Raw genomic sequence first — 24,848 nt, 5'->3', positions numbered from 1 at the left:
AGCTCCGACACAGATGCGGTTATCGACGGCGAACCCGCTGTTCCGGCGGATCTTCCTCGCCGCCTGGCTGGTCCTGGGTCCGCTCGCGGCCAGCGCCGAGGTAGAGGTCTCGGGGTTTGGAACCCTGGGCGGGGCGCGCTCCGATCAGGATTTCATCTACCAGCGCTACATCCACGACGGAGGAACGCTGAACCGCGATTCGCTGGCCGGTCTCCAGTTGGATGCCCGTCTAACCGACGCCTGGCGCCTCACCCTACAGGCCAAGGTCGCCCCCTCGACCCATGACGACAATGCCTGGGAACCCACCCTCAGTTGGGCCTTTCTCTCCTGGCGCCCCAGCAATGATCTGCTGCTGCGCGCGGGCAAGCTGAGACTGCCGCTGATGCTTTACTCGGCCAACAGCGACGTGGGGACCACCTTCGACTTCGCGCGCCTCCCGAGCGAGGTTTACTCCCTGTTGCCGACGACGGACCTCAAGGGATTGTCGTTCGCGAGAACCTGGCTCGATGGCGAGCGTGAATGGATGCTGGAAGGCTATCTCGGCCGGGCCCATACCGACTGGCGCTACCATCTGCGAGAGGATATCGAGCCCCTGTTTTCCGCCGGAACCCTGTACCTTGGATACGACGTGGAAATGGTCGGAGCCGTTCTGTCGCTGCGCGATGAAGAGAATACCTGGCGTCTTGGCCTGCACCACGCCGATTTCGAGTGGGATCTTGGGCCGGTGCCGAGCCGCTTTCCTTACGTCTCCATCGCGCCTGGGCTCGGTTACTATCAGGTGTCGGAGGCCCTCCCTGGGCCTGGCCTCCCTAGCATCGACAGCTACGACATCTATGTGCTGACGCTTGGCGCCGAGATCGCGCTGCCTCGCGATTTCCGGCTGGTGGGCGAATATGGGCGGCGCCGATTCACCAATGCCACCACCGGGCCGGATACCAGCGCCGCTTATCTGGCGCTGCTGAGGCGCGTGGGGCGCTGGACCCCCTACATCTACTGCGCGGGCATCCGTTCGCATGACGAATCGCTGGATATGATCGACGATCTCAACGACACCAGGGTTCCCGCAATGATCCCCGGAGCCGCCTCGATCAATGCCGCCCAGCGCGTGGGTAGCGATCTGCTAAGCCCCTACGACCAGTATTCCCTGGCCATCGGAACCTCCTACAGCCTCTCGCCCACCAGCAAGCTCAAGGCCGAATGGACGCACACGCGCACCGGGCGCCTCTCGACGTTCGTCGATGCTCCCGCGAGCGAGGATAGTGGGGGGCGGCAGGTCAATGTCTTTTCCCTTTCCTACAATTTCACGTTCTGATGTAGAGAGATGGCCGGCCGGTCCCGCCGGCCTTTCGCGATCCAGTCCACCATCTGGGCGGAGCCCATCATCGCCCCCCCAGGGACGCAACCGCTGGACCAGACAATGGATGGTTAAACGATGTTGACACTACGGAATGAACGCCCGACCGTGCTGGTGGTCGACGACACGCCGGCCAACCTGAGTTTGCTTGCCCAGATGCTCAAGACCGACTATCGGGTCAAGACCGCCACCAGTGGCCAGCGGGCGCTGGACCTGGCGATGGCCGCGCCGCCCGACATGGTGCTCTGTGACGTCATGATGCCGGGCCTGAGCGGCTTCGACGTCTGTCGCCAGCTCAAGGCCCATCCAGCCACGGCCAGGGTTCCGGTCATCTTCGTCACCGCGGCCATGGACCTGGACGACGAGCGGCTCGGCTTCGAGGTCGGCGCCGTCGACTACATCCACAAACCGCTGACGCCTCCCATTGTGCTGGCCCGTATCAGGACACATCTGCAAATCAAGCGCTGGCAGGATTTCATGGAAGACCAGAGCACCTGGCTACAACAGGAGGTCGCCCGGCAAGTCGACCAGGTGCTCCAGCTTCAGGCCGCTTCCATCCACGTCATGGTGTCGCTGGCCGAGTTTCGCGACGAAGAGACCGGCAATCACATCCGCCGCACCCAGGAGTACGTTCGCCGACTCGGCGGATGGATGCTGCGCCAGGGATACCATCCCGGGATCCTGACCCCGGTCACGGTCGATCAGATCGCCCAGGCGGCCCCGCTGCACGACGTGGGCAAGATCGCCATCCCCGACCACATCCTGCTCAAACCCGGCCGACTGACGCCGGAGGAATTCGCTATCATGAAAACCCACTCGACGCGGGGTCATGAGATTCTGGAGCAGGCGCGTAAATCGATGGGACACAACAATCCACTCTTGAGCTTCGCCTCCGAAATCACCCGCTACCATCATGAGCGTTGGGACGGCAGCGGCTATCCCGATGGACTCGCCGGCGAATCCATCCCCCTGTCCGCGCGGCTCATGGCCGTGGCCGATGTCTACGACGCGGCGCGCTCCTCGCGACCCTACAAGGAACCCTTCACGCACGAGGCCTCGGTGGCGCTCATCGCCGAGGGGCGCGGGAGCCATTTCGATCCAGGCGTCGTTGATGCCTTCATGGCCTTGCGCGACGAATGCGCCGAGATCGCCTCGCGGCTGGCGGACGCCTGATGATATCCCTATGTCCGTCCCGCCAACCCGAACCATAGGATTCCCGATGCATCGGCGAGCTCGGACGCCCGATGACGGACCCTGTCCCATCGCGTTCCTGCGGCCTCACCTGTCGAGAAGCTGAGATGCGCATCCCGCCGGCCCTCTTGCTCCTTCTCATCGCCCAGCCGCCGAGCGCGGATCCCGTGATCATCGGCCACCCCGGGATTCCCCAACTGGACATGACGACCCTTCAGCGCATCTACACGGGCAAGATCGTGGAGGTGAACGGCACGCGGGTCAGTCCAGTCAACCTTGAGCCGGGCCACGCGCTGCGACTGCGTTTCCTGGATCTTTACATGAAGCAGGACGACGAGAAGTACATCGGCTACTGGACGGTGCGCCGCTATGTCGGCAAGGGCACGCCGCCTCGCGAGCTGACCAGCGCCGAGGAGGTGCTCCACTATGTCTCCGAGACCTCGGGCGCGATCGGCTATATCGACGCCAGCCAGGTCGGCCCTGGGGTGATGGTCGTCTTCACCCGGCCCTGACCGGCGCCCATCGAGGGCGTGCCTCGACTCCGAACGATCATGGGCACTGTGCTATGCTTCGCGCCCTTCGCCCGGAGCGGCGAACGGCTTCGACCCTCACGTCTCGCGGCTCCTTGACGCTTTCCATCACCGCCTCGGCCAATAAGATCCAACGGAGGAGTTCGGTCGTCATGTCTCAACGCCTGTTTATCCCCGCCTCCGCGCTGATCGGCGCGTCGGCCCTTCTGTTCGGCCTCGTCCTCGCCGAGGAACCCGTCACGCCCGACCTCGGCGCGACGCCGCCCAGCCTGCCGGAAACCCTACAGCCGCCACCCGGCGAAACACCGCGCTGGGCGACGGTGGAACGTCGCAATCTCGGCGGCAATACCACGGTCGGCGGCACCATCGTCCCGGTCGAGGAAATCACCTTCACCGCCCAGATGCCCGGCGGCGTGGAACTGATCGCCGGCAGCGAGGGAGATTTCTTCCGCAAGGGAACGGTGCTGGCGGTGCTCGATGACGCCGCGCTGGTCGCGCAGCGTCAGGCGGCCCTGGCCGCGATCGCCAACGCCCAGGCGGCGGTGCGCAACGCGGAGGTCCAGTACCAGCGCGAGCGCGCGGATCCCACGCCCCAGCAGGGCAACATGATGAGCCAGATGATGCCCATGCCGTTCTTCGGGGACAATAAGGGGACCGGGGTCTCCCGTTCCGCCAACCTGCATCAGTACGGCACCCAGATCGAACAGGCGCAGGGCGCCCTGGTGACCGCCCAGGCGCAACTGCGCGAGGTCGACGCCAAACTCGGCGACATCAAGAGCGTCGCGCCCTTCGATGGCTATATCACCCACAAGCACGTCAACGTGGGCGACACGGTCCAGCCGGGGCAGCCGCTCCTGGGGTTCGCCGACATGCAGCGGCTACAACTCCAGGCCGATGTCCCGACGCGACTCTCCGCGCCCCTGCAACCCGGCTTCATGACCAGGGTCAAGCTCGACGATCCAAGCCAAACGGTGGTGCCGGCACGGGTCGCCCAGGTCTTCCCCATGGCCGATCCGACCCGTCATACGATCCGGGTCAAGCTGGACCTTCAGGAAGGCGCCCCGGCCAAGGCCGGCATGTATGCCGAGGTACTGATCCCACAGCGCGAGTCCGAACTGGGCGCGGTGCCCGTGATCCCGGTCTCTGCCCTGATCTATCGGGGCGGACTGCCCATGGTCTACGTGCTCGACGAGCAGGACCGGCCACGCCTCCACCTCTTGCGGCTGGGCGAGCAATACGGGGATCAGGTCAGCGTCCTGACCGGCCTCCAGGGCGGCGAGCGTCTGCTGATCGATCCGCCGAAGGGCCACTGAGACGATTTCCGGGAAAGTCCGTATCCGACCGAGAACTCCGGAATGTCCATCTCTTCATGAACGGTCGGCGTATGGCGGCCGTATTAGAGACTCATCCATGTCACAGAACACCACCAGCCTGACCACCGATCCGACGCATAAGCTTGGTCTGGCGGGCCTGACCGCCCGGACCTTCATCCACTCGCCGCTCTCACCGCTGCTTTTCATGGCGATGCTCGCCATGGGCATCCTGGGTCTGATGTCGACCCCACGCCAGGAAGATCCGCAGATCTCGGTCCCCATGATCGATGTCTTCGTCCAATATCCCGGCGCCTCGACCGAGCAGGTCGGCAGCCTGGCCGTCGAGCCGCTGGAGCGGCTCTTTTCCGAGATCCCTGGCGTCAAGCACGTCTATTCGGCGAGCGAGCGCGAACAGGGCCTCATCACGGTGCGCTTCGAGGTCGGCGAGCAGATGGGACCGTCGCTGGTCAAGGTCCACGACAAGCTCCAGGCCAATCAGCAGATCATGCCGCCGGGCGCCCTGCCCCCGGTCGTGAAACCCAAGGGCATCGACGACGTACCGGCGGTCACGCTCACCCTCTGGTCGGACCTGCTCGACGACGCCGCCCTGCGCACCCTGGGCTCCAAGCTGCTGCAAAGCCTCGCGCAGATCCCGGACGTCGGTCAGGGCTTCCTGGTCGGCGGGCGGCACGAGGAGATCCGCGTCGAGGTCGAACCCCAGCGACTCGCCGGCTACGGGGTGACACTCGATCACATCGCCAACACCATCAAGACCGCCAACGCCGAGCGGCGCACCGGCAATGCCGAGTCGGACGAACGCCACCTCACGGTCTACACCGGCTCCTTCCTTCAGAGCGCCTCCGATGTCGAGCGACTGATGCTCGGCACCTACAACGGCGCGCCCATCTATGTCCGCGACGTCGCGCGCGTGAGCCTGGTCCCGGAGGACTACCGCCAGCAGGTCAACTATTACACCGGCCCCAGCTACCCCGAGGACGGCCAGGCCGATGGCCTGCCAGCCGTGACGGTCGCGCTGGCCAAGAAGGAAGGCAGCAATGGGGTCACGGTCGCCAACGCCATTCTGGACAAGGTCGAACAACTCAAGGGCCAGTTGATCCCGGACAACGTCCAGATCGAGGTCACGCGCAATTACGGCCAGACCGCCAACGACAAGGTCAACGAGCTGATCTTCAAGCTGTTCGTCGCCACCGGCGCCGTGACCCTGCTGGTGCTGGTGGCGCTCGGCGTCAAACCCGCCATCGTCGTGACCCTGGTGATTCCGGTCGTACTGCTGATGACGGTGTTCTCGGCCTGGATCCTGGGTTATACCATCGATCGGGTCAGTCTATTCGCGCTCATCTTCTCGATCGGCATCCTGGTGGACGACGCCATCGTGGTGGTCGAGAACATCTACCGCCGCTGGCTGATCAAGGGCGAGACCGACACCGAGACCGCCGTGGCGGCGGTGGCCGAGGTCGGCAATCCGACCATCATCGCCACCCTAACCGTGGTCGCGGCGCTGTTGCCGATGGGCTTCGTCTCCGGGCTGATGGGGCCTTACATGGAGCCGATTCCGGCCCTGGGCTCGGTCGCCATGCTCTTCTCGCTGTTCGCCGCCTTCGCCTTCACGCCCTGGCTGGCAATGCGCATCAAGCCCGGAATCGCCGCGCTGAAAAAGGCCGAGGAGCGCGAACACAAGACCGCCGCCGGCCTGGAGCGCTTCTTCCGCGGCCTGCTGGTTCCCCTGATCGAACGCAAGACGCTGGGCTATCTCTTTCTCATCGCGCTGATCGCGGCCTTCTTTCTCTCCTGCTGGCTGTTCTACGCCAAGGCCGTCGCCTTCAAGATGCTGCCCTACGACAACAAGCCCGAGTTCAGCGTGGTGCTCGACATGCCGGAGGGCACGGCGCTCGGCAAGACCGTCAACACCGCCCGAGAGTTCGCCGAGCGGGTGCGCGAGATCCCCGAGGTGGTCGCCATCCAGACCTATGCCGGCACCGCCAAGCCGTTCGACTTCAACGGCATGGTACGGCACTACTATCTGCGCCAGAAACCCTGGCAGGGCGAGATCCAGGTCCAGCTCACCGACAAGCACGCGCGCGATCGCAGCAGTCACGCGATCGCGCTCCAGGCCCGCGAGATGCTGACCCCATTGGCCCGCGAGTCGGGCGCGCGGATCACCGTGGTCGAGATGCCGCCCGGACCGCCGGTGCTGCAATCCGTGGTCGCCGAGATCCATGGCCCAGACGCCCAGACCCGGCGCCAGGTCGCCACCGACATGACGCGACTCTTCGAGGGCGTCGACAGCCTGGCCGACGTCGACAACTACATGCAGGAACCCTATGAGATCCTGCGCTTCGAGGTCGACGCCGAGAAGGCGGTGCGGCTCGGCATCTCGGTGGACACCGTGATCCGCAACCTCGACATGGCGCTCGGCGGCTTCAAGACCGGGGACGTGAAGCGCGGCAGCCAACTGGAACCGACCTTCATCACCATCGAGGTTCCGCTCGCGCTGCGTGCCAACCTGACGCGCCTCTCGGACCTGCCGATCCCGACCGGCAACGGCCAGTCGGTGCCCTTGGCGGAGCTGGGGAGCTTCGTCAAGAGCCCGCAGGATCCCATCGTCTATCACAAGGATCTGCGACCGCTGGAATACGTCGTCGGCGACGCGGTCGGCAAGCTGGGCGCCCCGCTCTATCCGATGCTGGAGGTCGAGAAACGGCTCGCGGACTACAAGACGCCGGACGGCGTGACCCTATCCGGCACGCTCTTCAGCGGCGCCCCGCCCGACAATGGAAAGTCGGGCTTCGAATGGGGCGGCGAATGGACCGTCACCTATGAAACCTTCCGCGACATGGGTCTCGCCTTCGGCGTGGCGCTGGTGTTGATCTACATGCTGGTGGTCGCCGAATTCGGCAATTTCGTCACCCCAGGCGTCATCATGGCCCCGATCCCACTGACCCTGCTCGGTATCATTCCGGGCCACTGGCTGATGGGCGCCGACTTCACCGCCACCTCCATGATCGGCTTCATCGCGCTCGCCGGCATCATCGTGCGTAACTCCATCCTGCTGGTCGACTGCTCGATCCAGGAAGTGGCCCAGGGCCGCTCCGTCACCGACGCCGTCATTAACGCCTGCAAGGCCCGCACCCGCCCCATCCTCATCACCGCGCTCGCCCTGGTCGCCGGCTCCAGCGTCATCCTCACCGACCCTATCTTCCAGGGCATGGCGATCTCGCTGCTGTTCGGCGTGCTGGTCTCGACGCTGCTGACGCTGGTGGTGATTCCGCTCGGCTGCGTTAGCGCGGGCCAGCATCTGGTTCGACGCTAAGGCGATTTCCGGGATTCAGGATCATGAGGAAGCCGGCGCACGCGCACCCTATCGGTGCCGAATGATCCCGCCGATCAGCTGGCCGGGCTATGCTTGGTGGATTGCCGAGAAACCCAATCGCGAGCCCTTCGCCTCACGGGCAAGGTCTCGCGCGGGCGCGGCGCCAAAGCCTCATCGCGATATGCTCAAACCCGACTATCAGGGCGGCGGTATCCTCAACCTCATGAGCAGCCTCATCCAGGCGCGCGGCGGTCGCGGCGATCATCCGCCGCTGGATGGACTGCCGATCGATGATCTGGCCCGGGCGACCAACCTGATCCTGCTGGTCATTGACGGGTTGGGGGCCGATTGGCTGGCTCGCCAGGCGCCCGACGGACTACTCGGCCGGGCGAATCGGGGCGCCATCAGCTCGGTGTTTCCGCCGACGACGGCCGCCGCTATCCCCACCTTCCTGACCGGTGTCGCGCCGCTCCAGCACGGCTTGACCGGCTGGTTCACCTACATGGGCGAGTTGGGCTGCGTGATGACGGTCCTTCCAGGCACGCCTCGCTATGGCGGCGTTTCCTACCGGGCCGCGGGGATCGACACGGGCCGGCTGTTCGGTAACACCTCGGTCTTCGACCGGATCGCGACGCGTGGAATCGCGGTCTCGCCCGCGTTCATCGCCTATTCCGACTTCAATCGAGCGCACATCGGACGAGGCGAGATTCTCACGTTCGAAACGCTCACCGGGATGTTTAAGCGGACATTGCAGGCTATTCGACCCAGTGCGCGATGGGGGCGACCCCCACGTCCGGTGGAGTCCAAATACCTCTATCTCTACTGGCCAGGGCTGGATTCGATCGGGCATGCGTTCGGGATGGAAAGCCAGGCGGCCATCCAGCATCTGGCCGAGATCGAGAAGGCCCTGGAGGCTTTTCTAAAAGCGGCGGCGGGCACGGATACGCAACTTCTGGTCTGCGCCGATCATGGTCAGATCGATATTCAACCGGCCGACATCATCGACATGGAGGATCATCCGGAGCTGACCGAATGCCTGATTCTGCCATTGTGCGGCGAGCCGCGAGCGGCCTATGCCTATGTTCGGCCAGAGCGCGCCAGCCGCTTCGAGTCCTACTGCCGGCGGGCGCTCGACGCGGAGGTCGAGCTGATCGCGAGTCGGCGACTGATCGAGGAAGGCTATTTCGGGCTTGGCGAGGCGCACCCTCGGATCCTGGAGCGCGTGGGCGACTACTGTCTCCTGCCACGCGATCGTCGGATCATTCGCCAGTTCCTGCCCTTCGAGCAGCCCCACCCCCAGATCGGCGTCCATGGGGGGCTGAGCGCGTCGGAGCTGATGGTGCCGCTGTGCCTCTTTCAGGTCTAGGCGGCGGGCGAGCCATCACATCAATCCAAGTTGCAATCGGGCCTCGTCGCTCATGGTGTCGGCGCTCCAGGGCGGATCCCAGACCAGTCGCACGTTGACCTCGCCCACGCCTTCCACCCGCGCGACAGCGCTCTTGACCATCAGCGGCATGATGCCCGCGACCGGACAGCCGGGCGCGGTCAGGGTCATGTCCACCGCCACGTCTCCGTTGGTGGCGATGTCGATTTGGTAGATGAGTCCCAGGTCGTAGATGTTGACGGGTATCTCCGGGTCATGGACGGTACGCAGCGACGCGATGATGGGCTCGCGCAGCTCCTCCGGATCCATGTGCTCGACGACGACATCGTGCAGGACGGCCGTCTCTTCCGCCTGCTCTTTATTGCGCTTACCGAAACCGGCGAAGCGGGCCAGTCTGTTCATGATCGACCTCTCGACAACACATCAATGGCCAGAGCGAAGCGCTCGCTGACGCGGCCAACCCCGAGACTCAAAGGCTCGATGACTCAACTCAATGACGTGGCTTCCAGCCGCCGACCGACCTGCTCCGAGATATGCTCGCGCAGCGCCTCGGAGCCCAGGGTCTCGATGATCTCGCCGGCGAACCCGAGGCAAACCATCCGCCGGGCGAGCGGCTCCGAGATCCCGCGTGAACGCAGATAGAAGAGCATTTCCGGATCGATCTGGCCGACCGTGGTCCCATGACTGCACTTGACATCATCGGCCTTGATCTCGAGCCGGGGCTTGGTGTCGACCTCCGCCTGCTCCGAGAGCATCAGGTTGCGGTTGGACATGGCCGCGTCGGTTTTCTGGGCATCCTTGGCGACCAGGACGCGCCCATCGAACACCGCCCGGCCCTTGCCATGGAGAATGCCCTTGAAGTTTTCCTGGCTGCGGCAATCCGGGACCGCGTGATCGACATCCAGGTGGTAGTCCAGGAGTTGGCCGTCCCCCGCCAGATAGAGGCCCCGCAGGACACATTCGGCATGCCGGCCGCGGAAGCGGGCATTGAGGTCGGTCCTCGCCCAACGGGCGCCCAATCCGATGTTCACGCCCATGTAGTGGCTATTCTCGTCCTGGACGAGATAGAGCCCGGTGAGATGGAAGGCGTTAGGACTCTCCATCTGCACGCGCTCGTGCCGCAGGATCGCGTCGCGCCCCAGCGACACCTCCACAACGCTGTTGGTGCAATAGACCGAGTTTCCGAGACTCACGTAGCGCTCCACCAGGGTGGCCTGGGCGGCCGCGTCGAGCCTGACGATATGACGCGGCTGGGCCACCCGCGGCTCGTCCAGGCCGACCGAGAGATGGATCAGCTCGATCGGTCGCTCGACGATGGCCCCAGGCCCCAGGAGCACGACCAGTCCGTCATCGAGTCCGGCCGTGTTGAGCGCTGAAAAGAAGGGCTGCGGCTCGTCCACCGTCGCGTTGATCCGCTCGCGCAGGGCGTCGGGATCGCTCTCCAGCAAGGCCCGGAGCCCGCCGACTCGAACACCCTCGGGCCAGTCGCCCGGCGCGGACAGTTCGGGTACGTAGCGACCGTTCACCAGCACCAGCCGATGCGTCTCGAAGCCGGGAACCAGAATCTCCTCCAGATCATCCGGTTGGAGCGCGGTCATGGTCTCGTCGGACTGGGCGAATCCCTGCTCCAGGAGACTCTTCACGCTGGTATAGCGCCAGGCCTCCTCCTTGGAATGGGGCAGGAGCCGCGCCCGAACGTCCTCCCTGGCGCCGCTCCGGAACGACTCCAGCCAGTCGGGCGCCGCCCCGGCGGACGGCTCGGCAAGCCAGCGCTCGAAACCGATCTGGGGGTCGCCGTTCATGCCGCCTCGACCTCCGCGTCGATCCAGCCGTAGCCCTTTTCCTCAAGCTCCAGCGCCAACTCCTTGCCGCCGGAGCGGATGATCCGACCCTTGGCCAGGACATGCACATAGTCCGGCTCGATGTAATCGAGCAGGCGCTGATAATGGGTGACCACGATCATGGATCGTTCGGGACCGCGCAGCGCATTGACGCCATCGGCGACGACCCGCAGGGCGTCGATGTCGAGACCCGAGTCGGTCTCGTCGAGGATGGCGAGCCTAGGCTCCAGGAGAGCCATCTGAAAGATCTCGTTGCGCTTCTTCTCACCGCCCGAAAAGCCGGCGTTGACGGCGCGCTTCAACAGTGAATCATCGAGATGCAGGATCTTCAGCCGCTCCTTGATGAGCCGCAGGAAGGAAACCGCGTCCAACTCCGACTCGCCGCGCGCCTTGCGGATGCTGTTGAGCGCCGCCTTGAGAAAATAGGTGTTGTTCACGCCCGGCAGTTCGACCGGGTACTGAAAGGCCAGAAAGAGCCCCAGCCGGGCACGCTCCTCCGGCTCCAGATCGAACAGATCCCGACCTTCGAAAATCGCGGAACCGGCGGTCACGCCGTAGCCCGCGCGGCCGGAGAGCACATGGGCGAAGGTGCTCTTGCCGGAGCCGTTCGGCCCCATGATGGCATGGACTTCACCGGGACCGACCTCCAGGTCCAATCCCCTCAAGATCTCTTTATCACCGACGTTGGCCCGCAGGCCCTTGACAGACAACATCATCTTCTCCAAATAGATTCAGACCGGCCGAGCGTCTCCCGCACTCAGTCCTCAGCCCCCGATCAGAAAAAACCGGTGAAACGCCGGCAACTGACAACCGACTAACCGACCGCCCCCTCCAGGCTGATGCTCAAAAGCTTCTGTGCCTCCACCGCGAACTCCATCGGGAGTTCGTTGAACACCTCCTTACAGAAGCCGTTGACGATCATGGAGACCGCGTCTTCCTCGTTGAGACCGCGGGAACGACAGTAGAAAAGCTGGTCGTCGCTGATCTTCGAGGTCGTCGCCTCGTGCTCCATCTGGGCCGAGGGGTGCTTGACCTCGATATAGGGGAAGGTGTTGGCGGTGCAGCGATCCCCGATCAGGAGCGAGTCGCACTGGGTGTGATTGCGCGCCCCCTCCGCCCGCGGGCCGATCCGCACCAGACCGCGATAGGTCTGCTGGCCCTCCCCCGCCGAAATGCCCTTGGAGACGATGGTCGAGCTGGTGTTCTTGCCGATGTGGATCATCTTGGTGCCGGTATCGGCCTGCTGACGACCCTTGGTGACGGCCACCGAGTAAAACTCCCCGACCGATCCCTCGCCACGCAGGATGCAGCTCGGGTACTTCCAGGTGATCGCCGAGCCGGTCTCGACCTGGGTCCAGGAGATCTTGGAGCGCGCGCCGCGACAGTCGCCGCGCTTGGTCACGAAGTTGTAGATGCCGCCCCGGCCCTGGGCGTCGCCCGGATACCAGTTCTGGACGGTCGAGTATTTGATCTCGGCGTCCTCCATCGCGATCAGTTCCACCACGGCGGCATGCAACTGGTTCTCGTCGCGCTGGGGGGCGGTGCAGCCTTCCAGATAGCTGACGTAGCTACCCGCCTCCGCGATGATGAGGGTCCGCTCGAACTGACCGGTGTTGCGCGCGTTGATACGGAAATAGGTGCTCAGCTCCATGGGACAGCGCACACCCTTGGGGACATAGACGAAGGTGCCGTCGCTGAAGACGGCGGCGTTGAGCCCCGCGTAATAGTTGTCCGTATGGGGCACGACCGAGCCCATGTACTGCTTCACCAGCTCCGGGTAGTCATGCAGCGCCTCGGAGATGGAGCAGAAGATGACGCCCGCCTCGGCCAGGGTCGCGCGGAAGGTCGTCGCCACCGAGACGCTGTCGAATACCGCGTCCACCGCGATCCCGGCCAGGGCCTTCTGCTCCTCGATCGGGATGCCGAGCTTGTTGTAGGTCTCCAGCAGCGCCGGGTCGATCTCGTCCAGGCTCTTGGGCATATCCTCGGGCCGCTTGGGCGCCGAGTAATAGGAGATCGACTGGAAATCGATCCTCGGATAGTGCACCGACGCCCACTCGGGCTCGCGCATCGTCAGCCAGTGCCGATACGCCTTGAGCCGCTGCTCGACCATGAATTCCGGTTCGCCCTTGCGCCTGGAGATGGCGCGCACGACGTCCTCGTCCAGACCGGGCGGCAAGGTATCGGACTCGATCTCGGTCGTGAAACCGTGCTCGTATTCCGACCTGACGATGTCTTCGACGGCTGGGGCTCCAGTCATGATGGCTCCTGGCTCCGCTTTCTTGAGTATTTCACTAGGTTTTTAATATACGCTCGCCAGGGTTCGAATCAACACCCTGGCAGGCAGAAAATTCTCGGGCGAACCGCCCGGAATCAATATCCGCATCTGGAAGCCTGGTTTCAAGGATATCCGGCTCAAGGCACCTGGATGAACATGTGATTATATTCCGACTCTTTCACTTTACTCAAAAACCGGCGCATGGCCTTCGCGATCTTCCGCTCTCCCGATGGCCGGAAGCCCTCCAGGCCACGGGATCGGGAGGAGCGCTCAACCGCGCTATGGTAGAGTGCGGGCATCGATTCATGGAGAATTCGCCAATGCTCAACACCTTCAACTGGCTCCTCGTCGCCCTGCTCTCCTCGGTCCTGCTGGTCGGTTGCGAATCCAACCCGTTCAAGCAACCGGCACCCACGCCCCTCGTCGAGCCGGGAAACGCCTGTGTCTCCAACTGCGAGCTGATGAAAACCCAGTGCGATCAGCGCCAGCAACTGCGCGAGCGGCTCTGCCAGGAATACGCCGCCCAACTCCAGACCGAGCAACGGGAGTGTCGCGACGGGACCGGCCCGCTGTGCGTCCAGCCCATCGAATGCCTGGGCGCCGACATGAAACTCTGCTCCGTGCAATATGACCAGTGCCTGATGGAATGCGGAAGCGAACGCGCGAGACCGGCCGACCCCGCCCCGGCGGAACCGGAGTCGCGCCCCGAGCCGGGCAAGGACTAGCCTTGGTCCACCCTGGCGAGGACAGGCACTTGGCTCACCGACATTAGTGGCGCACTGGATCGCGCTCGCAATCCCTATCCATGGCCTGGATCTATCTCCTCATCGCCGGAGTCTTCGAATGGGGCTGGCCGGTCGGACTCAAGCTCGGACTGACCGAGACGGGGTTTCGCTGGGGCTGGCTCCTGTTCGCCGGCGTCTGCATGGGCGCGAGCGGCGCCCTGCTGCTGCTGGCCCTGAAAAGCATCCCGATCGGGACCGCTTACGCCGTCTGGACCGGCATCGGCGCCACCGGAACTTTCGTGCTGGGGATCTTCCTCTTCGGCGAACCGGCCACGCTGGCCAGGTTCTTCTTCGTCGGACTCATCGTCGTCGGCATCCTGGGTCTCAAGCTGGTGTCGGTCCACTGACCGGGATGTCCCGACGGCTAGAGGCCCGATGGCGCGATGGCCGGAAGGCTCAGACGGCCTCCTCCGGGTTCTTCCTTCGCCTCGGCAGCACACGCTTCTCGCCAACATCGGCCTCGATCACCTGAAAGGCCCGATCCTCCGCCGCGAGCCGTCGCGCGGCGATGGTCTTCTCCTGGCGCACCCTGACGGTATAGCCAAGCGCGACCCCGCCAGCCGCGGTCAGGGTCACCAGACCCAGGGTCAGGAACTGGGCAAGCATCATCGCCACGCCGACCCCGACCGTTCCGCCAACCACCACGCCGGTCTTGAGACTGAGGCCAGCCGAGGCGCGTCGATTGGCCTTGGCCGCCAGCCGCTCGGTTTCGCGGGTCGACTTGAGGCGCTGCTGCTCGGCGCGCGCGCGGATCTTCTCCCGCTCCTTGGAATGACGCTCGCTGACCCGCGAGACCACGCGATGGCGATCCGCCGAAATGATGGTGTTGAACCAGAGGGCCACGACCAGCCCGATGGCGCCGGCCAACAGGACGAACAGTGGCCAGGTGACCGCCCAATCCGTATTGAGGGCGGTATAGACCAGGAGGCCCGTCACCCCCTGCAGGAGAAAGATCCCGATCAGGAAACGGATGAGACTGCCGACACTGTAAGGAATGATATTCATGGATGAAACCAATCGCCTCCTTCGGGCGGTGTATCGCTCGGCCCAGCCGAGCGAACGGCTCAGGACAGGGATGAACGGTCGGCGACCGGACGCGCGGCCATGGGGCCGAGCATGAAGACCCAGCTCTTGCCATCGGGGCTGGCGCCCCGCCGATCGGATGGGCTCACCGGAAGGCCCAGCAAACGCTTGCGGATCAGGGACAGACTCTCCGGCCGACCACTCGTCTCCGGCGGAATCGCGCGATCGAAGGCATCCACGACCCCGTAGATGTGCTCGGGACCGATACCGGACAGATCGGTCACCAGCCTGGGGGAGTCCGAACTCGACGGCAGCAGACGTGGCTCAAGGGCCGCCACCAGGAATGGGCCGGCACCCTTGTCGAGCCTGGCCGCCAGACGTTGATGGCCCTCGTGACGAAGGGCCCGACTGAAATGCCGCCGCATCAGATCCGACAGATCCGACGCCGACTGATCGATCAGGGGCGCCCCCGCGTCCCCCGGTTTGACCGGAACCAGGAAGACATGCGTCTCCGGATTCGGGACATCGGACGCTCCGTCGCCCGCCGAGACATAGGTCTCGATCGTCCTGAAGAGTTCGCCGTAGCTCGCCAGGTCATGACCGCTCGGGTTCTCGGAGGCCGAGCCCATGAGCACGAAGGTGTAGATTCCATAGCCAGGCAGGGCTTCCTCGTACAGCCGATTCAGCGCCACCGAGGTCACCAACTGACTGCTCGCGCCGACCGAGGGGAAGTAGAGCATCCCGTAGCCGGTCGGCTCATCGGGCCTGGCGTCGGACGTCACCTCGGACAGGTCGGCATGACGGGCGAGACCGGCGGCCACGGCGGAATCGAGCTGACGCGCCTGGCCGCCTTCCGGCCCCCGGCGCGACTGGCTCAGCACGGCCTCGAGACTGTCATCGCCACCCCGCGCCACCATTTCCTCGACGATCCCGGCGGGACTCCCGCAATCGCCATCCAACAGGGCCTTCGTCGCCATGCCAGGGGGGACTTCGGAGAAATAGAGATCGGCCACGAGCGTTCGCAGAAAACGCTCCGGCCCGCGCCCCTCCGCTCGGGCGCGGGCGCAGACCAGCGCCACCTCGCGCGCCAGCGGCTCCGGCTGCCGGCTATAGAGCGGCGAGCCCAAACCCGCAGGCGAGGCCACGCCCCCCGCTCGCTCCGATTCCTCGCGCCCCCTGGAGTCTCGCCATTCGGGCGTCGGTGGTTTCCCGACCAGGCCGCCCGCGCCGCGCTCGACCGCGCGCTCGGAGGCCGGCGGCATGGCGCCGCAGCCGATCAGCCCGAACGCGAGCGTCAGCGCGAGCCAAGGACGCGCACCCCGGATGATCGAGCTTGAATCGGCTGGCGAGTCAGTAGGCAAGGGTTTGTCCGGATGTGGTCGGTCAGTGAAGACCTGGAGGTGATTGTCGAGCCATGTGGAGACGCATGATAACGGATCGAACCCCTCCGCCCGATCCTCATTTTCGAGCGACCGGGGACCAGCCAAGGGTAGCGGCCTCGGCCGTTCGTCGATCCAGGATATCTACAGGTTCGGCGACTCCGCCACCACCTGGACAACCGCCTCGCACAAGACGCCAAGCTCCCGGTCGGAAACGATATAGGGTGGCATCAGATAGATGAGTCGGCCGAACGGACGGACCCAGACACCGCGCTCGACGAGACGACGCTGGGTCTCGCGCATCGGGACCGGGCGCTCCATCTCAACGACACCGATCCCGCCCAGCACCCGCACGTCCGCCACGCCGGGCCGGCCCCGGCAGGGTGCCAGTCCGCTCGACAGACCCGTCTCGATCCGACGGATATTGGCCGACCAGTCTCCAGACAGCAGCCGCTCGATACTGGCATTGGCGACGGCGCAGGCAAGCGGATTGCCCATGAAGGTCGGACCATGCATGAAGACGCCCGGTTCGCCCGAGGAGATCCCCTGGGCGACACGCCGACTGGACAGGACCGCCGCCAGGGTCAGGTAGCCGCCGGTCAGCGCCTTGCCGAGCGTCAGGATGTCCGGCGAGATCCCGGCATGTTCGCAGGCGAAGAGACGGCCGGTGCGACCGAAACCGGTGGCGATCTCGTCGGCGATCAGGAGGACATCGAAACGATCGCAGAGGGCGCGTACCTGTCCAAGATAGTCGGCACCGTAGAAACGCATGCCGCCGGCGCCTTGCACGATCGGCTCCAGGATCACGGCCGCCAGCTCGCCCCGGTGGCGCTCGATCAGCTCGGCGAAGGGGGCGATGTCCTCGGGCGAACAGGGCTCGCCGAAGCGACCGAGCGGAGCCGGGGCGAAGATCTGGCTGGGCAGAACCCGGCTGAACAGATGGTGCATCCCGGTCAGGGGATCGCACACCGACATGGCGTTGAAGGTGTCCCCGTGATAACCGGAGCGAATGGTCATGAGCCGATGCTTCTCCGGCCGCCCCCCGGAGATCCAGAACTGGAGGGCCATCTTGATCGCCACCTCCACCGCGACCGAGCCCGAGTCGCACAAAAAGACGTGCTGGAGCGGTTCCGGGGTCAGATCCACCAGCGAGCGCACCAGACGCATGGCCGGCTCGTGCGTCAGTCCGCCGAACATCACATGGGACATGCGATCGAGCTGATCGCGCGCGGCCTGATTGAGAACCGGATGGTTGTAGCCGTGGATCGCGCACCACCAGGAGGCCATGCCATCGATCAACTCCCGACCGTCCATCAGTTCCAAACGACAGCCATGCGCCGAGCGCACCGGATAGACCGGATCCCGATCGATGGTCGAGGTATAGGGATGCCAGGCATGGGCCTGGTCGATGGCGAGGATCTCGGCGCTATCCATCCGTTCGCTACTCCGACCTGGGATCCGCGTTTGGAACGTCTTGGAAATTCCAGGGACGGACGGCCCGCGGCCGGGTCCGGCGGCATGGATGGGAGGGATGGATAATTCCCATCGTCACGGTCTCGCCGAAGGTCTGGAGACCAATGGGGGTTTCTTGAGCGGGTCGCTCATCGCATCAGAGATCGCTGCGACTATCAATCTCGCTGAGCGAGACGCCGCGCAGGATCCCCTTGACGATCTCCCGACACTCCGCCTCGTGATCCGATTCCTTGCCCCGCCGGGCGGCGCTGAAGAAGCGGCCCAGCTCGCGCTGCCGAGCGGCGGTCAGCTCCTCGGTGAAGCCCTGTCGACGAACCTCCCGGTCGGGAACCTTGTCCGGATCCTGCTCGTCGGCGGCCTGACGGCCGTGCGCCCAGTTCATGGCGCGGGCGCTGTAGAGCACGAGGCGGTCGAGCAGCACGAAGGGAAAACGCGGATTGGAGACCGGGCCGATGGTGAAGACGTGGGTGTTGGGCGCCCGTTCGATATTGAGCTTCGCCAGCGCCTTGCCGCCAACCATCCCCAGGAAGCCGCCCGCCGCCGCGCCGAGCAGCGCGCCGGTTCCGAGCGAATGGCCAGCGGTCGCGAGATCGATGGTGACCCCCGACGCGGCGCCCGCGGCCATCCCGGCCATGGCGAGCTGACGTCTGGATAGCCCAAGCGCCTGGCCGACATCCTCCGACAGCAGATCCTGACCCAGGACGGAATCGGACGGGACGTTCCAGACGTTGTGACGGAAGTGAGAGCGGATCTGCTCCTGGGCGTCCACCTCCATCTTGCGCAAGCCATCCTCGAACTCGGCGATGATCTCGGTCTTGACCCGATCGCGACCGCTCTGGAAGACGATCCTGTTGTTCTTGACCGTTCGTGAGACCTTGTAGGTCAAGACCTGCCTGAGCAGATCGACGATGGTGGCCACGGCCTGGTCGGTCCGCCGCTCCCAATCGCGCGCGAAGGCGTCGATGGCCTCCTCGACCTGTGGCTCCCAGCGCTGGTCGATGCTCTTGAGCGCGCTCAAGAGCTTGATGCGCTCGGAGTAGGTGGCGCGATGGGCGTTGAATTCCCGAACCGAGTTGAACGCCTTGCTCAGGGCATCCTGCCACTGATTCATATAACGATTCTGCTTGGTCAGATTGTTCAGAATCGCCATGCGCGGACGCGCCGTGAGCCGCAGCAGCTCGATCTCGACGCGATCCTTTTCCTTGATCCGCTTGGATCCATCGACGACCAGGATGATGCCGGCCCCCTCGGCGACCGGCTCCAGCAGCGCGATATCATGAGCATAGAGCGGGTCGGATTTATGCGCGTTGACGAAGGCGCGCGCCAGATCCGGCTTGTCCTCGTTGGCCTGGAACCACTCCAGAATGGCGTTGGGATTCTGGAAGCCGGGCGTGTCGATGAACTCGATGATCTTGCGGCCATCAATGACCACGGGATAGAAATCGGACTTGGTGGTGGTGCCGGCCCGCTTATCGATCGCGATCCGGTCGTTCTCGGTCAGGGTCGCCACCACGGAGGATTTCCCCGCGTTGGGGTGTCCCATGATCGCCAGGCGAGGAATCTTTGCCGCCATCAGTCTTCTCCATCCTCGGTGGGCGGGGCCAGCATATCAAGGCGCAGATAGGGATCGGCCATCTGGTCGATCTTGCGCTGCCAATCGGTATGGTCGAACGCGCGTAACGGCGGCAGCCGGTCGTCGTCCTCGGGATCGCCCACCAGGGCCAGGAGCATCTGTGCCTGGGTTCCAGCGGCGGCCCGCAGTTCGCGCAGAAAGACGAGGTTCTCGGTGATCGGCGGTTGGGAGCCGTCCTGGATCACGGCGATCCTTGGCGGCGGTGCCCGCCAGTCACCCTCCTCCAGCAGGGCCAGGGCGCGCGCCGTCATGCTGCTGCCGGCACCGAAGGTCGCCTGGACGCCCACCTGCCAACCGCTGAGATCGCGCAGCAGTTGCTCCAGGCGCGGGCGGTCCTCGGGTTCGAGGACGTCATCGATGTCGACGTGGATGAGCAACAGACAGGCATCCGGCGCGTATCGCGGCGCTCCCGCGCGCGGCTCGGCGGGTGCCTGGGGCGCCGGCTCGACCGCGAGCCTCTCGCCGCCGGACTCCGTCGGCTCGGTCTCGAATGCCGTGGTTGGCGCGAAACCAGGAGGAACCAACTCCCGCGCGGTATTCGCCTCGGGTGGCTCCTCCTCGGGTTCGGGTTCAAACTCCTGGCGGTCTGTTTCCCTGGACTCAAGGATCGGCTCGGGCCACTCGGGCTCGGCCGCTTCAGGGATCGCCGCCGGGGGCTCGTCCGTTTCGGCACCCAGCGCGCTTTCCGACTGGAACTGTTCTGGTTCTGGCTCTGGCTCGACCGGTTCTACGGAAACCTCGGCCATCTGGACTGGCTCGGACAGCGACTCGGGCGAAGACGCCTCGGTCGGTTCCTCGGCCTCGACCAGCGTCTCGATCGCGGCCGGCACCTCCGGCTCCGGCTCCGGCTCCGGCTCGGGCTCGGGCTCGGGGATTGTCGGGATCGGCGCGATATCTTCCAACCGGATTTCGGCGGACGGAATATCCGTCGGTGTCGACTCCTGGGTGTTCTCCTCGACGGGCTCCGGGGCGGGCTCGGCTGTCGGCTCCGCGAGCGGAGTCGTGACTGGTTCCGGCTGGCGATCCGCCTCGGGCGCCTCGGGCTCGCGTGTCGCGGGGCCAACCGAAGGCACCTCGGCCTGGAAATCCGCGCGATCGACTTGAGGCGTGTCACGCCAGGGCCTTTTACCAACGATCGGGTGTTCAGCCTTCAAGGGTCCAACCAAACCCGAGCGGGGCGCCTTAGGCCGGATCTCGCCGGGGATGTGCATCTCGGAACCCTGGCCAGCCCCCGAGCCCTGGGTGTCCAGACGGGGTGTCAGCAGACGGGCATACAGGGCCTGAATCCGCCCGTGCGTGAATGGCAGCCTGGCCAGCGCGAGGCGCTGGGCCAGGATGGAGCCACCCAGTAGAATCAGGCGGGGCAAGAGCCCATAGGTGACGACCGCGAGCACCAGGAACCAGCGCCATGACCTGAGGTGCTCCGGATCCGGCTTGAAACCGGCTGCGGAAGAGGCCCACTGCTCCAGGTAGACGCGCGAGCCCTCGACCTGCTCGAGCGTCGGATAACCCACCCCCTCGCCGAACAGCCAGCTCCAGGGCGCGGCGATGAAGCGCACCAGATCATGAATCGTTTGCGGATGGGCCGTCAGCGAGGTTCCCCAACCAAAGGCAATATCCGTGAACCACTCGAGCACGATGGTGGTCAGGATGATGCCGAGATTGAAGGCGACCCCGGACACCTGGGCCGGGATCAGCAGGGTCAGAATGGAGAGTGGACCGTAAATGGCGAACTGGGAGCGCACCAGCCCCTGGGTCGCGAGCGCACGCTCCCGAACCTCGGCGGTGGCCTGTGCCAGATGCTGCTCCTGCAACCAGTGCGCCGCGCGCGCGAACAGGGGCTGGATCACATGGCTCAGGAGCCATGACTCCTCGATCGCCGCCCGCTCGCGCCGCGCGCCGCGACGCGCCCAGGTCAAGAGGGCTCCGACGACGAGCAGGAACTGAACCACGACCAGCAGAAAGACGAACCAGGGGACGCTGACCGGAAGATGGCCATCGTAGTTGAGCAGGGTCGAGGCCGCGCCAATGCCGAGCAGGAACCCCAGACCAGCCAGCAGCCAGGTACCCAGCCCATGCGCATGTGCAAAGGTGATACCGGGGAGAAGCGGGCGGAGACTCGGATCCTCGGCCTCGCGCCGGGCCTTCAGCCAGTGGCGGAGGCTGACGCGGCGATGCGTGGGCGTATGCGGCTTTTCACCACCAAGCTCCCCCTCGATGCGCTCCAGATAGAGCGCCCGATCACGCTCGGCGAGCGCCTTGCGGGAGGACGGTTTTTCACGCAACTCCCGCTCATCGGCATCGAGGTAATACTCGAAATCGATGAGGTCGGCGGCGGTCCAGTCCGCGACCTTGGCGGGCGCGCCCTCGGCAAGGCTCCAGTCGTCTGCTTGGTGTCGTGGATCCATGGCCAATGCTTGTTCTTCTAGGCGTCGGAATGCCGCGCGCCAGGAAGCGCGCGGTCGGGGATCGAATAATCCCACAGACGAGGTTTCAATTCACTCGGCATGACCGCCTGGAGCAGGGCTCGGCTCCCGACCTCGATGAGAGCGAGCGCCAGACGTCCGCGCCGCGCGATGGGGCGCGAACGAAGCAAGGAATGGGGCTGGATCGCGCGCGAGGATTCGCGCCGTCATAGACAGGATCAACAGGATTTCGCAGGATTGACAGGATTGACAGGATTGACAGGATTGACAGGATTTATAAAGCGCTGTTTTTGATCCTGTGAATCTTGAAGAATCCTGTTAATCCTGTCCATTTCCGGAGCTTGCAACCGGGTATGAACCGTCCTGGAAATCGCCTTAGACGTCGAACGGATGACGCCGGGTCAGGGTTTCGAGACGGTCCGGTCCGGTCGAGATCAGGTCGATCGGCAGACCGCTAAGTTGCTCGATGGTGTCGAGATAGCGGCGGGCATTGGCGGGGAGCTCGTCGAACGAGGCAACGCCCGCCGTGGACTGCGTCCAGCCGGGACAGTCGATGTATCTGGGCTCGCATCGGGCGAAGGCATCCGCCCCAACCGGTGGAACATCGAGTTCCTCGCCATCCATCAGGTAGCTGGTGCAGATCCGGACCGTCTCCATCCCGTCGAGAACATCCAGCTTGGTGATACAGATACCGGTCACGCTGTTGATGGCGAAAGAGCGCTTGAGCGCCACCATGTCGAGCCAGCCGCAGCGACGCTTGCGGCCCGTGGTGGCGCCGAACTCGTTGCCGCGACGGCCTAGCCAATCGCCGTCGGCGTCATGCAGCTCGGTCGGAAATGGACCCGCCCCAACGCGCGTCGTGTAAGCCTTGACGATACCCAGGATGTAATCCAGATCACGGGGTCCGACCCCACTGCCGCTGGCGGCTCCACCCGCCGTGGTGGTCGAGGAGGTGACGTAGGGATAGGTTCCATGATCGATATCGAGCAAGGCGCCCTGCGCGCCCTCGAACAGCAGGTCGCGGCCTTGCGCGCGCAGCCCATGCAGCAAACCCGGAACGTCCACCACCAGCGCACGCAGGGCCTCGGCCTGCCCCAGCGCCTCGTCGAGCACCATGGCCTGGTCGACCGCGTCGGCCTTGAAATAATGCACCAGCGTGAAGTTGTGATAGTCGAGCACCTCGCGCAGGCGCTCCTCGAAATGACGGGCGTCGAGCAACTCGCCGAGCCGGATGCCGCGCCGCGAGGTCTTGTCCTCGTAGGCCGGTCCGATGCCGCGTCCGGTGGTACCGATCGCCTTCGCGCCCCTCGCCCGCTCGCGCGCCTGGTCCAGGGCGATGTGATAAGGCAGGATCAGGGGGCAGGCGGCGCTGATGCCCAGTCGCTCGCGCGCCGGAACGCCGGCCTGCTCCAGCATGGCCAACTCCTCGAACAGGGCGCTGGGCGAGAGGACCACGCCGTTGCCGATCAGGCAACGGACGCCCTCGCGCAGAATCCCGGAGGGAACCAGGTGCAGAACGGTCTTGACGCCATCGATGACCAGGGTATGCCCGGCATTATGGCCACCCTGGAAGCGCACCACGGCGGCCGCGCGATCGGTCAGCAGGTCGACGACCTTGCCCTTGCCCTCATCGCCCCACTGGGCGCCAATTACAACGACGCTATTACCCATCTGTCAGGTTTCCCAGGAAATTATCGGAAGTATCGACGGCCTCTAGATCCCATCGCCCGTCGCGCGAAACCAGCCGCTGCCGGCAGCCGAGCTGACAAGGATCCTGTTCGAGTCCAGGCAGCGCGTGGATCACGCGTCGACCGGACATCCGCAATCCCTCGACGGCCTCCCGCAAGGCCGGATCGGCGGACCAGGGGGCATGGATCGGGGCCTCCAAGCGATGGCGTTCCTCAAGTCCGCGACCATGCCGCAAGAGGCCCTTGAGATCCGTGCTGAATCCAACCGCCGGACGTGCTCGGCCGAAGACCCGGCCGATGTCGTCATAACGCCCGCCGCGCGCGATCTCCAGCCCCCAGCCGGGAACGAAGGCCGCGAAGACGACGCCCGTCTTATAGCGATAGCCGCGCAGTTCGGCGAGATCGTAATGAATCGAGACCTCGGGAAGCCAGCGGTTGAGTTCCTCGGCCAGACGGCGCAGATAGTCGAGCGCCTCGCGCACCGGACGGTCGGCGGCGGCCAGAATGGCGTCGGCCCGAGACAGGGCGTCACCGCCGTTCAGTTCCGCCAGGGCCGCCAGCATGTCCGCCGGAGCGCCCGAGATCCCGAAGCCGCCGATCAGGGATTCGATCTCGGGGATGGCCTTGCGCTGCAAGGCGTCGAAGAGCGCATGCTCCTGCGCCGCGTCGAGACCGGCCTGACGGGCCAACCCACGATAGATACCCACATGACCGAGGTCCAGATAGCTCTCGGCGATCCCGGCGGTACGCAGCGTCAAGAGAACGAGCCGCAGGATTTCCGTGTCGCTCTCGATCCCGGAATGCCCATAGATCTCGGCGCCGAGTTGCAAGGGGCTGCGCGTACCGGCGAACCCATCGGGCAAGGTATGCAGGACCGTGCCCAGATAACAGAGGCGCGTGGGCGTATCGCGACGCAAATGATGGGCGTCCATGCGCGCGACCTGGGGTGTCATGTCGGCGCGCACACCCAGCAGGCGACCGCTGAGCTGGTCGGTAAGCTTGAAGGTTTGGAGATCGAGATCCTGGCCGGTTCCAGTCAGGAGCGAGTCCAGATAATCGATGAATGGGGGGATGACAAGCTCATAGCCCCAGGTCGCGTAGAGATCCAGCAGATCGCGCCGCAGGGACTCGATGACCTGGGCCTGGGGCGGGAGCACCTCTTCGATGCCGGCTGGTAGAAGCCACCGTTCCTCGTTCATAGGGCAATGATCGATTCGCT

General features: G+C 65.0%; 19 protein-coding genes. 8 read left to right on the top strand and 11 right to left on the bottom strand.

The features are described from left to right. The first annotated feature begins 13 nt into the window (after positions 1-13). The 6 genes from CKO27_RS14630 (at position 14) to CKO27_RS14605 (ending at position 9,085) form a co-directional block, all read left to right on the top strand. Complete coding sequence (locus tag CKO27_RS14630) at positions 14-1,312, top strand: hypothetical protein (protein ID WP_200375641.1); 1,299 nt, start codon at positions 14-16, stop codon at positions 1,310-1,312. A gap of 120 nt (positions 1,313-1,432) precedes the next feature. Continuing rightward, positions 1,433-2,527, top strand: a complete 1,095-nt coding sequence (locus CKO27_RS14625; protein WP_200375640.1) for a response regulator — start codon at positions 1,433-1,435, stop codon at positions 2,525-2,527. A 125-nt stretch (positions 2,528-2,652) separates the two neighbouring features. Further along, a complete protein-coding gene (locus CKO27_RS14620) occupies positions 2,653-3,057 on the top strand; it encodes a type 2 periplasmic-binding domain-containing protein (RefSeq protein ID WP_200375639.1) in 405 nt (134 codons plus the stop codon). A 170-nt stretch (positions 3,058-3,227) separates the two neighbouring features. Further along, positions 3,228-4,388 carry an efflux RND transporter periplasmic adaptor subunit gene (locus CKO27_RS14615; protein ID WP_200375638.1) on the top strand — a complete coding sequence of 387 codons (1,161 nt, stop codon included), beginning with the start codon at positions 3,228-3,230 and terminating at the stop codon, positions 4,386-4,388. A gap of 97 nt (positions 4,389-4,485) precedes the next feature. Then, complete coding sequence (locus tag CKO27_RS14610; RefSeq protein WP_200375637.1) at positions 4,486-7,719, top strand: efflux RND transporter permease subunit; 3,234 nt, start codon at positions 4,486-4,488, stop codon at positions 7,717-7,719. Between the two features lie 181 nt (positions 7,720-7,900). Continuing rightward, on the top strand, positions 7,901-9,085 hold the full coding sequence (locus CKO27_RS14605; protein ID WP_200375636.1) for an alkaline phosphatase family protein: 1,185 nt from the start codon (positions 7,901-7,903) through the stop codon (positions 9,083-9,085). Positions 9,086-9,100: 15 nt separating this feature from the next. On the opposite strand, the gene CKO27_RS14600 is transcribed toward CKO27_RS14605, so the two are convergent. The 4 genes from CKO27_RS14600 to sufB all read right to left on the bottom strand — a co-directional run bounded on the left by CKO27_RS14600 (position 9,101) and on the right by sufB (position 13,204). Then, positions 9,101-9,505: an SUF system Fe-S cluster assembly protein gene (locus CKO27_RS14600; protein WP_200375635.1), complete on the bottom strand. Its 405-nt coding sequence runs from the start codon at positions 9,503-9,505 to the stop codon at positions 9,101-9,103. A gap of 83 nt (positions 9,506-9,588) precedes the next feature. Further along, entirely contained in the window at positions 9,589-10,905 is a 1,317-nt protein-coding gene (gene sufD / locus CKO27_RS14595) for a Fe-S cluster assembly protein SufD (protein WP_200375634.1), read from the bottom strand. Continuing rightward, complete coding sequence (gene sufC, locus CKO27_RS14590) at positions 10,902-11,657, bottom strand: Fe-S cluster assembly ATPase SufC (RefSeq protein ID WP_200375657.1); 756 nt, start codon at positions 11,655-11,657, stop codon at positions 10,902-10,904. Before sufC ends, sufD begins: the two co-directional genes overlap by 4 nt. A gap of 101 nt (positions 11,658-11,758) precedes the next feature. Then, positions 11,759-13,204, bottom strand: a complete 1,446-nt coding sequence (gene sufB / locus CKO27_RS14585; protein WP_200375633.1) for a Fe-S cluster assembly protein SufB — start codon at positions 13,202-13,204, stop codon at positions 11,759-11,761. Positions 13,205-13,542: 338 nt separating this feature from the next. Between sufB and CKO27_RS14580 the strand changes: the two genes are divergently transcribed. After that, on the top strand, positions 13,543-13,947 hold the full coding sequence (locus CKO27_RS14580; protein ID WP_200375632.1) for a hypothetical protein: 405 nt from the start codon (positions 13,543-13,545) through the stop codon (positions 13,945-13,947). An 80-nt stretch (positions 13,948-14,027) separates the two neighbouring features. After that, entirely contained in the window at positions 14,028-14,354 is a 327-nt protein-coding gene (locus tag CKO27_RS14575; RefSeq protein ID WP_200375631.1) for a DMT family transporter, read from the top strand. A gap of 49 nt (positions 14,355-14,403) precedes the next feature. On the opposite strand, the gene CKO27_RS14570 is transcribed toward CKO27_RS14575, so the two are convergent. The 7 genes from CKO27_RS14570 to CKO27_RS14540 all read right to left on the bottom strand — a co-directional run bounded on the left by CKO27_RS14570 (position 14,404) and on the right by CKO27_RS14540 (position 24,828). Beyond that, entirely contained in the window at positions 14,404-15,012 is a 609-nt protein-coding gene (locus CKO27_RS14570) for a hypothetical protein (protein ID WP_200375630.1), read from the bottom strand. Between the two features lie 59 nt (positions 15,013-15,071). Next, positions 15,072-16,391, bottom strand: coding sequence for a hypothetical protein (locus CKO27_RS14565; RefSeq protein WP_200375629.1), 1,320 nt, complete (start codon positions 16,389-16,391; stop codon positions 15,072-15,074). A 162-nt stretch (positions 16,392-16,553) separates the two neighbouring features. Then, complete coding sequence (gene bioA / locus CKO27_RS14560) at positions 16,554-17,843, bottom strand: adenosylmethionine--8-amino-7-oxononanoate transaminase (protein ID WP_200375628.1); 1,290 nt, start codon at positions 17,841-17,843, stop codon at positions 16,554-16,556. Between the two features lie 175 nt (positions 17,844-18,018). Beyond that, positions 18,019-19,455: a GTPase/DUF3482 domain-containing protein gene (locus CKO27_RS14555; protein WP_200375627.1), complete on the bottom strand. Its 1,437-nt coding sequence runs from the start codon at positions 19,453-19,455 to the stop codon at positions 18,019-18,021. Continuing rightward, positions 19,455-21,923: a DUF2868 domain-containing protein gene (locus tag CKO27_RS14550; RefSeq protein ID WP_200375626.1), complete on the bottom strand. Its 2,469-nt coding sequence runs from the start codon at positions 21,921-21,923 to the stop codon at positions 19,455-19,457. Before CKO27_RS14550 ends, CKO27_RS14555 begins: the two co-directional genes overlap by 1 nt. Before the next feature lie 393 nt (positions 21,924-22,316). Beyond that, positions 22,317-23,612 carry an adenylosuccinate synthase gene (locus CKO27_RS14545; RefSeq protein ID WP_200375625.1) on the bottom strand — a complete coding sequence of 432 codons (1,296 nt, stop codon included), beginning with the start codon at positions 23,610-23,612 and terminating at the stop codon, positions 22,317-22,319. Beyond that, a complete protein-coding gene (locus tag CKO27_RS14540; protein ID WP_200375624.1) occupies positions 23,605-24,828 on the bottom strand; it encodes an ATP phosphoribosyltransferase regulatory subunit in 1,224 nt (407 codons plus the stop codon). The genes CKO27_RS14545 and CKO27_RS14540 overlap by 8 nt, the downstream gene beginning before the upstream one ends. Positions 24,829-24,848: the final 20 nt, after the last annotated feature.

The sequence above is a fragment of the Thiocystis violacea genome (assembly GCF_016583575.1).
Classification (GTDB): Bacteria; Pseudomonadota; Gammaproteobacteria; order Chromatiales; family Chromatiaceae; genus Thiocystis; species Thiocystis violacea.
This window is presented reverse-complemented; position numbering and strand designations above follow the sequence as displayed.